Consider the following 13,379-nt stretch of genomic DNA (forward strand, 5'->3'; position numbering starts at 1 on the left):
TGACTTGGTGTCAAAAGCAGCTCATTATATTTCATAACAGCCACTAAACATTAAATTCATTTTCCGAGGAACAATAAGCGAAAATTATGCCAATCCTTGTTAAAAACACATATTCACTAATTTGTTGCAATACAAACTATACCCTGCCATTCCTTAACATTTTTATGAATTATGAGTATATTTGTGTAATGAGTTCTGAAAATAAAAAAGTAGCACTATTGATCCTGGATGGATTAGGCTACGGAAAAAATGATAATTCAAACGCTGTAATAGCCGCTAACACTCCTTTTTTAGACTATTTGCTTTCAACCTATCCTAACTCCAAACTTGAAGCATCTGGCGAAGCCGTAGGATTACCTGCTGGTCAAATGGGCAACTCTGAGGTTGGCCATATGAACCTAGGTGCTGGTAGAATTGTTTACCAAGAATTAGGTCGTATCAATAAAGCTGCCCAAGAAGGTGTCTTCAAAGTAGACCCGACTATACAAGGTGCTTTTGAATACGCTAAAACAAATAACAAAAAGGTACATTTCATTGGTTTGCTTTCTGATGGAGGTGTACACGCACATATTGAACATCTTAAAGCCTTGACGGATGCAGCGCAGGTTGCTAACCTTACAAATGATCAAGTGTTTATCCATGCCTTCTTGGATGGTCGTGATACTGACCCTAATGGGGGTGCTGGTTATATTACTGATTTAGAAAATCACTTGAAACATTCTGTAGGCACAATTGCTTCGGCAATTGGTAGATACTACGCCATGGACCGTGACAACCGTTGGGAAAGGGTAAAACAAGCTTATGACCTATTAACTAAGGGTATCGGTATCCCTTCCAATAACCTTGTCGCTTCGGTCGAACAATCCTATGGCGAAGGTGTAACGGATGAATTCCTAAAACCAATCGTAATGGTTGATGCCAATGGCCTTCCTAAAGCTACCATTCAAGAAGGTGATGTGGTTATCTGTTATAATTTCCGTACAGACCGTGGTCGTGAGATCACTGTTGCCCTTACGCAACAAGCATTTCCGGAATATGATATGCATCCATTGAAGTTGTACTATGTGACAATGACTTCGTATGATGATACGTTTAAAGATGTGAAAGTAATCTTCCAAAAAGATAACCTTACCCAGACTTTGGGTGAAACCTTATCCCTTCAACATAAATCACAGGTTAGGATTGCTGAAACTGAGAAATATCCTCACGTTACTTTCTTCTTTTCTGGTGGTCGTGAAAACGAATTCGAAGGTGAAAGAAGATTATTGATTCCTTCACCGAAAGTTGCTACCTATGATTTACAACCAGAGATGAGCGCAAATATCATTGCCGACTCTATCTGTAAGGATATGGAAGATAATGGTCCAGATTTCATCTGTTTAAACTTTGCAAACCCTGATATGGTTGGTCATACTGGAGTATTTGAAGCAGTTGTTAGAGCAGTGGAAACAGTGGATGCTTGCACCAAGCGTGTGGTTGAAACAGGAATAAACAATGGCTATTCCTTTATAATTTTGGCTGACCATGGTAACTCCGAGTTCATGATCAACGAGGATGGTTCAGTGAATACTGCCCATACGACCAATTTGGTTCCTTGTATCTTGATCGATAATCAATATAAAAACATTAAAGACGGTAAATTGGGTGATGTTGCTCCTACAGTATTGGCGCTGTTGAATTTACCTATCCCTACCGAAATGACAGGAGATGTCCTTGTATATTAATATAAAAAACATTCAAATCGTGGCAGCAGTGATCCTTACTGCTGCTTTTTATAGTTGCGGTAACAGCAGCCAAGGGAAAAAGCAACAGGCGGGTCAAGAGAAATATTTTGACATCCCTGCTTTTTTCCAAAAGGAAATAGACTCCTTAGCAGCGTTAAATCCTGAAATCAATAAAACGGTAAAAAAGGACGAGCAAGAAGAAACCAAAAAACTAAAGATCAAAGATTGGCAGGTAGAGCTATCCAGCTTTCAGGCTATTGACTTGAATAAACCAGCCTATGCCGGTTTTGTTAAAGTTGATGCGACAGATTCATTGATTCAATATAGTTTTACTAATCCGGAATTAGATTTGTCCTGCGTACGGATTAAAATGGACAAAGCTGGACAGCTTGAAATGATTTCCATTGAGAAGGAAGTTCGGAACACACTTTACAAAACCTCTGAATTTCTGGTTTATGAGAAGAATAATTTTTATTTGGTAGAAAAGAACCAGCAGGTAAAAGTAATGGGTGCAAATTATTACAAAGTCCAAGGCGAGTTTTAAAACCGTCCAAAAATATAAAGGCTCGAAACAATACTGTTTCGAGCCTTTTTTATTAATAAGCGTCGTCTAACTCAATAAACCACCTTTTAATAAGATTGTTTTAATTAATCTTCATAGTGGACTAATGAAATAATATTTTCACTGAATCGTGTCAACCTTCCAGCGCTTTGCAGGAAATCTAAGCTTATCACAAAGGAGTAACCTGTAATGACACCGCCAAGCTTTTCTACCAATTTACTCGCAGCCACAACCGTTCCTCCTGTCGCCAATAGATCATCATGCATCAATACCTTCGTTCCTTCTTGTATTGCATCTTCATGCATTTCTATGGTCGCTTGACCATATTCAAGTTTATAGGATTCGGAAATGGTATGGAATGGCAATTTCCCTTGCTTACGGATCGGCACAAATGGTTTGTTGAGTTCCTGTGCTAAAAGGAATCCGAATAAGAAACCTCTGCTCTCAATTCCGGCAATGACATCAATCTCTATTCCCTCCAGTTTTCTAACAAACTCCTTTACTGCCAATTTTACCAATTCAGGTTGTTGCAATAAGGGGGTAATGTCTTTGAATACTATCCCTGGTTGTGGAAAATCAGGAATATCACGAATATAGGCCTTCAGTTGTTCTTCAATCATCGATGTTATTTAAAATCCAAATAAAGTTCAATTTTACGGAAAAAATCTTCATCCAACGAAAGAACTTTCCTTAAATCGGCCATGGATTTAAATGCACCGTGCTGTTTCCTATAATTGATGATGGTCTGTGCTCTTTTGTACTTTACATAAGGGTGTTTACCTAAATCACTCTGATTGACATGATTGATCTCAAGCCTTTTGACCAAACTTGTATCGATGCTTAGATAAGGTAAAATGTTCTGAAATGTTTCTTCGGGCAAGCCATATACCTCTGCAATCTGCTCAACTTTTACAAAACCTCCTAAAGCTTCCCGAAAACGAACAATACGTCTTGAAAATGCTGGACCAATGCCATGCAATTCCATGAATGCTAAGCTATCTGAACTGTTGATTTCTACAACCCGATTCCTCTTTTTAGCAAATTCCTTTCTTTCAAAGTTAGGTTTTGCTGCAACGAAATCGCTTTTCTCCAGCTCGGCTATCTCCGCATAAGGAAGGATTTCTTGCAGTTTTTCCTCATGTAGCGAATATATTTTCTTTAGGTCCTCATTCTTGTAAAACCTTCCTCCCTTATTTCTATAATTGATGATTACCTGTGCCTGTTTGCTACTTAATCCCAGTCTTTGCCAACCTTCTTTGTCCAAGGTATTCGGATCAAACCTGAAGAGTTCAGTCTTAGGCTTTCCTCTATAAATTGGTTTATTAGCTGAATATGCCTTCACCTTTGAATCAGGGTCAGCAGTTTCAGTTACCGGAAAATGTTCTATTCTGATTTGGATTTCTTTTTTTGGGAAAAATAGCGGGAGGAATACATGGGCTAAAAAGAGCAGGAATAAGATACAGATCAAAAGCAACATACCCCTTTGCTCCTTTTGGGTCAGTTGAAAGTACTCGGCAAGCTTCCGCATCATCAAAAAACTTATGCTAATCCATTGTTAAAACTTTGATTAAATTTGTAAAAATATCTGATTGATACAATATGCATTTTGTCCGCCCTTTTTTTATCCTCAATTATGTGTATCCACAGGCGATTTGGAGAAAAGAAAAAGATAGAAATAATATATACTTAACATTTGATGACGGTCCTATTCCAGAAATCACACCCTGGATCTTGGATTGTTTAAAGGATAAAAACATCAAGGCTACCTTTTTCTGTGTCGGAGAAAATGTCCAGAAACATCCTGCTATTTTCCAAAGGATCCTTGATGAAGGACATGCCGTCGGAAACCACACCTTCAATCATCTGAAAGGCTGGGCCACCGAAGACGAAAAGTATCTGGATAATATTGCCAAATGCAATGCATTAACTAAAACAACCTTATTCCGCCCACCTTATGGCAGAGCCAAAAAATCCCAGATGAAGATCTTGTCCAAAGACTACAAAATCATCATGTGGGATGTATTAACGGGCGATTACGATCATAAGATCAGCCCAGAACAATGTTATAGAAACTGTGTTGACTACACTCGAAACGGCAGTATCATTGTCTTTCACGACAATATCAAGGCTATTGATAATGTGAAATATGCTTTACCGAAAAGCATTGATACCCTGTTGGAAAGAGGGTATCAATTTAAAACCTTATTCGTCTGAGGGTTTAGCGATATCAACGGTATAATCCCTTGCACTGCTTACGCTGAAATAACCCAATGCACCATTACTGATGTTGGATGTTGGGTTACCTGGAGAAGCACTTCCTGGATTAGTTGACATATATTCAGACCAATAATTATACGATTCTTTACTGATCACATACCTTCTAACTAACAATTGGTCGCCTGGCTTGATTTCATTGCCATATTCCCTACCCAATTGGTGAGTTACCTCATTGCCATTATTGTATTTATCCGAGAAAACAGCATTTGATTTAAAAGGTCCATCATTGATCTTGATGCTGTACCTATAGTAGTTATCCTCGCCTTCCGGATCATAGAACTTAAAGTTCAGGAAGTAATAGGTATTATTAAATATCGTCTCCTGATTGACACCAATGGATTCCACCTCGATATAAGGCAGCATCCTGGTGATAGATTTATATTCCTTGCCATCAACCGTAACGGTTAAAGTATAGGTTTCTCCTACTGAAATAGGCATATTGGAATTAGCGTACCTGCCCTCGCCGATGGAATTAAACCTAAAGGTCCTTCCATTGCCCAATTGAATGAACACAGATGCGTCCAAAATAGGCTCATAAGGTCTCGGCTCATCAAAATCAACCGTCCTCGTCACAAGAACTTCATGGCTACTCTCCTCATTGTTCATATCCCCAACAATCACGACCTGTGGATTGACCTTGTTAAGGTCCACATCAATCAACTCTTCACAACTACTAAATAAGAGTATACAGGAAAAAATGAACAAACTATATATCGATCTCTTTTGCATCATTTTAAAATTTAAAGTTCCAGGTTACTGAAGGAATAGCTCCAAACAAGGCTATTTTATAAGCTTCAGTGATATTAGCATTCTCTTTATTCTCTCTAAAATCAATTACATAAGCATTTTTACGGTTATAGGCATTGTAGACGCCAAATACCCAGCTAGAATGGAATTTCTTACGTTCATTCTTAGGCTCATAGGTTAACGACAGATCCAAACGATGATAATCAGGCATCCTATAACCATTACGTTCCTCATAGTAGAACATGGTCCTTCCATCGATTAGGTATTTACCACTTGGGAAGGTAATGGCATTCCCTGTATAATATACAAAGGTAGCTCCCAAGGTCCATTTCTTGGACATCTGGTAGATTCCCACCAAAGAAACATCATGCGTACGGTCTTGCCTTGCATTAAACCAAGTACCATCATTGATCTGGTCAAACTGCCTTTCACTCTTCGAAAGCGTGTAGCTAATCCAACCGTTCAATTTTCCTTTTTTCTTTCTCATCAGGAATTCTGCCCCGTAAGAACGACCTATACCATACAATAGCTCACCTTCCAGTTGTTTATTGGCCTGCAGGTCTGCGCCATTGCGGAAGTCAATTTGGTTGTCCATAAACTTGTAATAGGTTTCGATGGAAAACTCATAGGTATTATCCCTAAAATTACGGAAGTAGCCCAAAGCAGCTTGATCTGAAATTTGAGGCTTGACGTTCATGCTACTCACCATATATTGATCGGTTGGCAAACTCGCCGTGGTATTGGTCAACTGGTGCAGGTTCTGGGTCATCCTATTGAAGCTCGCTTTGATACTGTTGCTTGAATTGAAGGCATAAGAAAGTGACAGTCTTGGTTCAATATTGAAATAATGCTTCGCGATCCCTGATTCATAATAAGATTCAGAAGTCGCATCTCCCTCTTCATTAAATTCGTAGAAGGTACCAGGTCCCATCACCATGAAATCACTTAATCTAAGTCCATAGATCAAGGAAAGCTTCTCAAAAGGCTTCCAATCATGGGATATATAGGCCGAAGCCTCCACACCTTGTCTACTTTCGATCGTGATGCTATTGATATCCGATTCGTCGACTGCACTGATGCTGGCAGGACGGATTTCTTGACGCAATAGATTGACACCAAATCGGATGGTACTATTATCGTTGGAATAATAGGAGAAGTCTTGTTTCAGGTTTAAGTTCCTGATCTTCGAGGCAATCCTAAACTTTGAATCATCACTGTTTACATTAACGTGATAGGCAAAATCACTATAGATAAGGGAAGTATTGCTAAACAATTGCGGATTGATGATGGAGTTCCAACGTACTGTCGCCGTTGAATTACCCCAATCAAATGCAAATAGATCTGAATAGCCTAAATCGTCCTTTCCAAAGTAACCCGATAAGTAAATGGTATTCCGATCATTCAGTTTATAGTTGAATTTGGCGTTCAAGTCATAGAAATACAGTTTACTTCGCTTGGCCCTATCATCCGAAGAAAACTTCAAGAACAGATCCGCATAGGTACGGCGACCACTGATCATAAAGGAACTTTTATCCTTTACAATTGGTCCTTCAAGCTTCAATCTGGAGGCAATCAAACCGATCCCACCTTCGGCACTGAACTTCTTATTATTACCATCCAGCATGCTGATATCCATTACCGAAGATATACGGCCACCATATTGCGCCGGAATACCACCTTTGTACAGATTGGCATCCTTGATGGCATCAGAGTTGAAAGTAGAGAAAAAGCCCATTAAATGGGATGCATTATAAACGGTAGCCTCATCCAATAAGATTAAATTTTGGTCTCCGCCACCCCCACGCACATAGAAATTTGCACTACCTTCACCCCCGGAAGAAACACCAGGAAGTAATTGAATGCTTTTCAACACATCCTTTTCACCAAAAAGGACCGGTATATTCTTCAATTCCTCCATGCTGAACTTCAGGTTACCCATTTGCGCAGAAGTGACATGGTCGTCCTCCTTTTTGCCGGTAACAACGATTTCCTCGATAACACTCGAATTGGAAACCAATTCAAAATTATGACGCTTAGAGGCATTGACTTCAATTTGCTCTTCTTTAGTGGCATAACCTACATAGGAGATTTCGATCTCATGCTTTCCTTCCGGCAACGAGATAGAATAAAACCCATAGTTATTGGAATAAGTGCTTAAATTAAGCGCTCTTACTCGAATTACAGCCGCAATTAAATTTTCACCAGAATTGGCATCACGAACATAACCACTTAAGGTTAATTTTTCTTGGGCAGATGCAAAATCACATACAAAAACTAACAGCATTATGAGACTGATGCTCATGCATTGAGATAGCGATTTCATTCGCTTTAGGTTAAAAATCATGGTCAAAAGTAAAAAAGCCATTCTGAACAACAAAATGGCTTTTACAGGTTTATAATCTCGTATAAAGTCCAAATTTATTAATATTATTCAATGTAGCAAATAATTTATCCAAAATAGTCATAATCCTATGCTCTAGAAAAGAACTCTTGAAAGAATATTAGTTGATATTGAATTGATTTACCCCAATAATCCCAATTGTGAGCCCCTGGCATGCTTAAATATCGATGTGGGATATTTAAGTAGGCTAATTTTTCATGAAATTTATGATTTACCGCATAAAAAAAATCATCCGTGCCACAATCGATAAAAATTTCTAATGATTTTGGTTTAATCAAGTGTGTTAATTCCATCGCTGTATGGCTATCCCAAACTTGTGGATGTTGGTCGTACGCTCCTATCCTTTTCGCCATATCCCAATTATTAGGAAACGGACGGATGTCCAAACCACCAGCGGTGCTACCTACAGCTGCAAAAACATCTTGATGGCGGATTGCTAAATAAAGCGCTCCATGCCCGCCCATGCTCAACCCAGTGATGCCACGCTTCTTGCGGTCTTTGATGACCGGATATTTCCCATCAATATAATCCACCAATTCTTTGGCAACAAAAGTCTCGTATTTAAAATTTTGATCAATTTCTGAATCCCAATACCAACTACCAAAACCTCCATCCGGACAAACGATCAATATTCCATATTGGTCTGCCAAATCCTTGATTACAGGTGCCTTGTTTACCCAATCAGCATAATTTCCAGAGTAGCCATGTAAAAGATATAAGGTGGGCAGATCTTTCTTTTTTGACCCTTCCGGTTGAATAACAACCGTCTTGATCGATTTATTCATGCCCGCACTATGCACGGCAATGGTATCCACCTTGGCCGCTCGGACAAATCCCGAACTTAGGAACAAGAACAGTAAGGATATAATTATTCTCATAGGATTTAGTGTTTTGATATATGATAATAATAAAGATACGAGTCAAGGCCAAAAGGACGCTCACTTATTGTAAAAAACCCATCAGATTTTCGATCAAAAGTGATTGCCTCACCTTGTGGCTCCGGTTCATAGGGAATTGGCAAAGGTTGCTTCTTCAATGCTTCAAGCAAAGAATCATTTCTACCTATAGACCAATAAAATATGCTAGTTAAGTTTTTCATGATGACAGCATCCCTTTTAGGGGAAATATCTGCCGCTGTAATAAAAGTAAAAGGAAAACTAAATCTGGGATTGAGCAGATAAATCTGCTTCTTTTCCTTGAAGATATCCGCAGAATACAATGAAGACCTAAATTCTCTTTTCGATATCAAATAGAATTGCTTATCCAAAGGGTCAATAAAAACGGCCTCAGCATCTCTTGCTTTTCCTGGATATTTCAATTGCTTGATGGAAATGCTAGCCTTTGCAATCGAATCCTGCTTCACTCCCTTTTTCAAAACCGGTTCAGGAAAGACGTAAAGGGACAGATTGGACCGTTCCGCCAAATTATCACCAATATCCGCTAAAACTACATAAGATTGCCCCTCTAGTTCTACCCAGGCAATATCTTCGATATCTTTAGCTTCTACGCCCTCCAATTGAAAGCTGCACATAAGCCTAGCAGCCGAATCAATCAAATAAACTTTGGCCTCATCCCCACTATCATTATGTACCCAAAACATTCCCGGATTATTAATAGAAGCAATTATGCCGGATATCTCATCCAGTGCAGGATCGCTAACCTTTCCCTTGGATACACGTTCAGAATGAAGAACCTCTTGAGCAAGCAATTCATTGTAGCCCAGGACTAGAAAAAATAGACAAAATATTAACCTGATGTAGTGTAATTGCATAAAAAAGGACCAGCTTTTAACTGGTCCTCTAAAATACACTAAATAAATTTTATTTACCTTCAAATGCAGAAATTAATGCTGCTCGATTGGTTGAATCTTTTTCACCAAGTTCGAAGGATTGTTTGTAGGTATCAACATAACCAAAAATCTCAGCTTCCTTGCCAGAACTGTTATCAAAGAAATACTTAAAACTATAGGTTCCAGGCTTTGAAAGATCAACTTTCTCTTTGTTCGATGAAAATACCAAAGGAACCAAAGTGTTGGTAGTCATCTTACCATCTGTAGGCAAATTGAACAAAGTACCCAATGATTTCACGAAATTATCAGAAGGAGCTCCATTGGAGGTAATCCGCACTGATCCTTTCCTAAATCCTAATTCCTCATCTGGTTGCCCTTGCGCATTAATACCTGCATCAATGGTCTTCAGCACCTCCACTTTAAAGCCCACAGGCTCATTATTGTATTCTGCTTTTGCATCATAAACGATAGAAGAATCAGTCTGGCTAGGATTTGTTAAATCAAAGTACAGGTGCAGCAAACTCCCATCTGCTGTGTTGGTCATCGGTTTCAAAGCAGTAGAAGCCGTTGTCGCCGTGGAATCACCTGAACCACCCTCGGTTTTGTTTGAATTACCACATGAACCCATCCAAACCGCTGTAGAAACTAGCAAAGCTAAAGTTGTTATCTTTTTCATAATCTCTTTCGTTTATTTTTAATACAATAAATTACAAAATTTGTTTATTATTTCTTGATCAAAGCGTCATATATAATCTCAACTGGATGGAATGACTTACGCTGAAGCCCATCCTTGATCTGATGCCTACAACTTGTTCCGGCTGCTGCAATAAGGTATTCTTGGCCAGTTTTGCGCAATGTAGGATATAAAACCAGTTCAGCTACTTTTTGGGAAACCTCAAAATGCTCCTTCTCGTAGCCAAATGATCCAGCCATACCACAGCAACCTGAAGGTATAACTTCTACTTCATAATTCGAAGGGAAGGATAAAAACTCTTTGGTAGCATCCACCAATTTGAAAGCTTTCTGATAACAGTGACCATGTAGCTTGATCTTTTGAGGTTCTGCCGTGAATTGTTCAGGATGTATCCTACCCGCTTTCATTTCACGGACCAAAAACTCATCGATCATCAAGGCATTCTTCGCCAATATATTAGCTTGCTCACGTTTTGACTCATCCACTAAATCTGGATATTCATCGCGAAATGTAATAATTGCTGAAGGCTCAATACCCAATAATGGACTCTCCGAAGTGACTTCCTGCGAGGTTAAATCTACGTTCTGATTTGCCAATTCTTTTGCCTTCTTTACAAAACCTTTCGACAAATAAGTCCTACCACTTTCCTTTAGCTTAGGAACGATAACTTCATATCCCAGAGCAGTTAATAATTTATGGGCAGTGATCCCTACTTCGGTATCATTGTAATTTGTAAACTCATCACTAAATAGAAAAACCTTGCGTTTATTATTACTAAGAGGTTGTTTGGAAGCCCACTTACTAAATGTCGTTCCATGCACTTTTGGCAATGACCTCCCAGGAGCAAAACCCACTACTGATTTTATGATGCTAGAGGTAAAACCATTTGTTGCAAAGAAATTATAGATTGGAGCAACTAAAGAACCCAATTTTTGAGATTCCGTAAAATTGGCAATCAACTTCGCTCTAAACGGACTACCATTGGCATCATAATAATGCTGCAGGAATTCGGCCTTCATCTTCGCGATATCGACGCTAGACGGACATTCCGTTTTACAGCCCTTACAACTCAAGCAAAGATCCATTACCTCCTTGATCTCCTCATGATTGAATCGATTACTCTGGGTCGAGTTGGTCAGAAATTGACGCAACATATTCGCCCTTGCCCGGGTTGTATCTTTCTCGTCCCGAGTTGCCATAAAAGATGGACACATCGTACCACCGGTTATTTCTGTTTTCCTACAGTCCCCAGAACCCGAGCATTTCTCCGCCAAACGAAGGATGCTTTCATTCTTCGTAAAATCAAAATAGGTCTTGATTTGCTTCGCATCCGTAACATGGTCATAACGCAAATGGGTATCCATTGGAGGTGTATCGACTATCTTTTTTGCATTAAATATATTGTTTGGGTCAAATATGTTTTTTACCTCTAACAGAAGTTGATATACTTGATCACCTAAGACTTTACCAATAAACTCTCCTCGCAATCGACCATCACCATGCTCACCACTTAATGAACCATTATACTTCAAGACCAAATCCGTGGTTTTCTCTAAAATCCGGCGGAACTGCTTTTTCCCTTCAGCTGTCTTGAGGTTTATGAAGGGTTCGATATGCAGCTCACCTGCGCCGGCATGGGCATAATACGAAGCATGTACCTGCTCTTCCTTCAACAGCTCTTGTATATCGGATATATAGGCCGGCAGATCCTCAGGAGAAACGGCACAATCCTCAATAAGGTTGACCGGTTGAGAATCGCCAGGCAGGTTCCGGATCAATCCTAATCCGGCCTTTCTCACATCCCAAACCAGGTTGGTTTTTTCAACACCGGTAATCCAAGGATAGGCATAACCCAATCCCGCGGCTTTTAGTTCATGGACCAAGCGCTCGGCTTTATGCGTAATCTCTTCTTGGCTATTGCCCCTAAATTCAACGATCAATAAGGCTTCAGGATCACCCTCGATAAAAAATCGGTTGTATTGATAGGTCGGGTGACCAACCGTAAAGTCCAAAATATACTTATCGACCAATTCGGAAGCTTCAGGTTTATTGTTCAAAGCGATGACATTCCCGCGCATACATTCTACCATATCGTTGAAGTGAACACATAGAAGGCCAATTTCCTTTGCAGGAAGGGGCATCAACTTTATTTTTGCTTCCGTAATAATACCAATTGTCCCTTCCGATCCTGCCAATAGTCGACATAGATTGAATGGTTGGCTGGTATCTGATAACATATCCAAGGCATAACCTGTATTCCGACGGGTAATTTCAGACTTAGGATACCCCGCATGGATGGCATCTTGGTTTTCTTTATTGGTCAATAGAGCGTTCAGGTTTCTATAAATATCACCTTCACGAGATTTTAAGGACAGCTTTTCAAAGTAAGCAGCTTCATTCAGTTCTTTAAACTGCACTTCAGACTCATCATCCAATATCACATTAGCTTCCAATAGATTATGACGCGTATCTCCCCAAACGATTGAATGTAGACCGGATGAATTGTTTCCTATCATCCCGCCGATCATGGCCCTACTGGCTGTAGAAGTTTCCGGCCCAAACATCAACCCATATGGTTTCAAATAGGCATTCAGGTCATCCCGGATCACTCCCGGTTGAACCCTCGCCCATTGCTCTTCTTGATTGACTTCCAATATCTGATTGAAGAACCTAGAGATGTCGATCACAATCCCGGCACCCACCACTTGACCCGCCAATGATGTTCCGGCAGTACGTGGAATCAAGGTAACCTGGTTTTCATTTGCAAACCGAATTAAGGTCTTTAGATCTTCTATTTCTTGGGGAATACAGACTGCCAATGGTAACTCCTGATACACCGAAGCATCAGTAGAATAGGCTAAACGCATCGTCTGATGAGATGCTATATTTTCATCATAAAAGAAATCTCCCTTTAGGGATTCTGCTAAGGCAGCTAATTTTAACTGTACTGACACGATAAGATAGATTGAATAACAAAACTACACATTGTTTCACTAATTATAAGGATAAACATATATTTCCATATCTAGCTCGAATTGACTATATTCGTATAAACCTCAGCAACAATAATTTGAGAAAAAATTACAATTGCTTGCTCAAAAAAATCTTTCCTATCCTAATAAAGTCATAATTCACTGAATAAAATTCTTTTTTTACCTATTTTCTTTGAATTTAATTCGGCTTTA

At 39.4% G+C, this 13,379-nt stretch carries 11 protein-coding genes; 3 read left to right on the top strand and 8 right to left on the bottom strand.

The features are described 5' to 3' along the window. Positions 1 to 188 precede the first annotated feature (188 nt). Both gpmI and ACK2WI_RS03600 read left to right on the top strand, forming a co-directional pair. A complete protein-coding gene (gene gpmI / locus ACK2WI_RS03595) occupies positions 189 to 1,724 on the top strand; it encodes a 2,3-bisphosphoglycerate-independent phosphoglycerate mutase (protein WP_313367396.1) in 1,536 nt (511 codons plus the stop codon). 19 nt (positions 1,725 to 1,743) lie between these two features. Beyond that, complete coding sequence (locus ACK2WI_RS03600; protein ID WP_409149797.1) at positions 1,744 to 2,268, top strand: hypothetical protein; 525 nt, start codon at positions 1,744 to 1,746, stop codon at positions 2,266 to 2,268. A 104-nt stretch (positions 2,269 to 2,372) separates the two neighbouring features. Here ACK2WI_RS03600 and ACK2WI_RS03605 read toward each other — a convergent pair whose 3' ends face one another. Together ACK2WI_RS03605 and ACK2WI_RS03610 are read right to left on the bottom strand one after the other, a co-directional pair. Further along, positions 2,373 to 2,906: an adenine phosphoribosyltransferase gene (locus ACK2WI_RS03605; protein WP_409149798.1), complete on the bottom strand. Its 534-nt coding sequence runs from the start codon at positions 2,904 to 2,906 to the stop codon at positions 2,373 to 2,375. A gap of 5 nt (positions 2,907 to 2,911) precedes the next feature. Beyond that, positions 2,912 to 3,817 (bottom strand): ComEA family DNA-binding protein, encoded by a 906-nt coding sequence (locus ACK2WI_RS03610; RefSeq protein ID WP_409149799.1) that lies wholly within the window; start codon positions 3,815 to 3,817, stop codon positions 2,912 to 2,914. 68 nt (positions 3,818 to 3,885) lie between these two features. Between ACK2WI_RS03610 and ACK2WI_RS03615 the strand changes: the two genes are divergently transcribed. Next, the gene (locus ACK2WI_RS03615) at positions 3,886 to 4,500 is read left to right on the top strand and encodes a polysaccharide deacetylase family protein (protein WP_409149800.1); all 615 of its coding nucleotides are present in this window, start codon (positions 3,886 to 3,888) and stop codon (positions 4,498 to 4,500) included. On the opposite strand, the gene ACK2WI_RS03620 is transcribed toward ACK2WI_RS03615, so the two are convergent. The 6 genes from ACK2WI_RS03620 to ACK2WI_RS03645 all read right to left on the bottom strand — a co-directional run bounded on the left by ACK2WI_RS03620 (position 4,489) and on the right by ACK2WI_RS03645 (position 13,148). Next, the gene (locus ACK2WI_RS03620) at positions 4,489 to 5,295 is read right to left on the bottom strand and encodes a DUF4249 domain-containing protein (protein ID WP_409149801.1); all 807 of its coding nucleotides are present in this window, start codon (positions 5,293 to 5,295) and stop codon (positions 4,489 to 4,491) included. The two genes, ACK2WI_RS03615 and ACK2WI_RS03620, sit on opposite strands and share 12 nt — an antisense overlap. Position 5,296: 1 nt before the next feature. Further along, positions 5,297 to 7,633 carry a TonB-dependent receptor gene (locus ACK2WI_RS03625; protein ID WP_409149802.1) on the bottom strand — a complete coding sequence of 779 codons (2,337 nt, stop codon included), beginning with the start codon at positions 7,631 to 7,633 and terminating at the stop codon, positions 5,297 to 5,299. A gap of 146 nt (positions 7,634 to 7,779) precedes the next feature. Further along, positions 7,780 to 8,589: an alpha/beta hydrolase gene (locus ACK2WI_RS03630; RefSeq protein WP_409149803.1), complete on the bottom strand. Its 810-nt coding sequence runs from the start codon at positions 8,587 to 8,589 to the stop codon at positions 7,780 to 7,782. A gap of 5 nt (positions 8,590 to 8,594) precedes the next feature. Beyond that, entirely contained in the window at positions 8,595 to 9,545 is a 951-nt protein-coding gene (locus ACK2WI_RS03635; protein ID WP_409149804.1) for a hypothetical protein, read from the bottom strand. Next, complete coding sequence (locus ACK2WI_RS03640; RefSeq protein WP_409149805.1) at positions 9,532 to 10,176, bottom strand: hypothetical protein; 645 nt, start codon at positions 10,174 to 10,176, stop codon at positions 9,532 to 9,534. The genes ACK2WI_RS03635 and ACK2WI_RS03640 overlap by 14 nt, the downstream gene beginning before the upstream one ends. 47 nt (positions 10,177 to 10,223) lie before the next feature. Next, complete coding sequence (locus ACK2WI_RS03645; RefSeq protein ID WP_409149806.1) at positions 10,224 to 13,148, bottom strand: FAD-binding and (Fe-S)-binding domain-containing protein; 2,925 nt, start codon at positions 13,146 to 13,148, stop codon at positions 10,224 to 10,226. Positions 13,149 to 13,379 lie beyond the last annotated feature (231 nt).

Origin of the sequence: Sphingobacterium sp. BS-2, from assembly GCF_046161205.1 — a bacterium.
Lineage (GTDB): Bacteria > Bacteroidota > Bacteroidia > Sphingobacteriales > Sphingobacteriaceae > Sphingobacterium > Sphingobacterium mizutaii.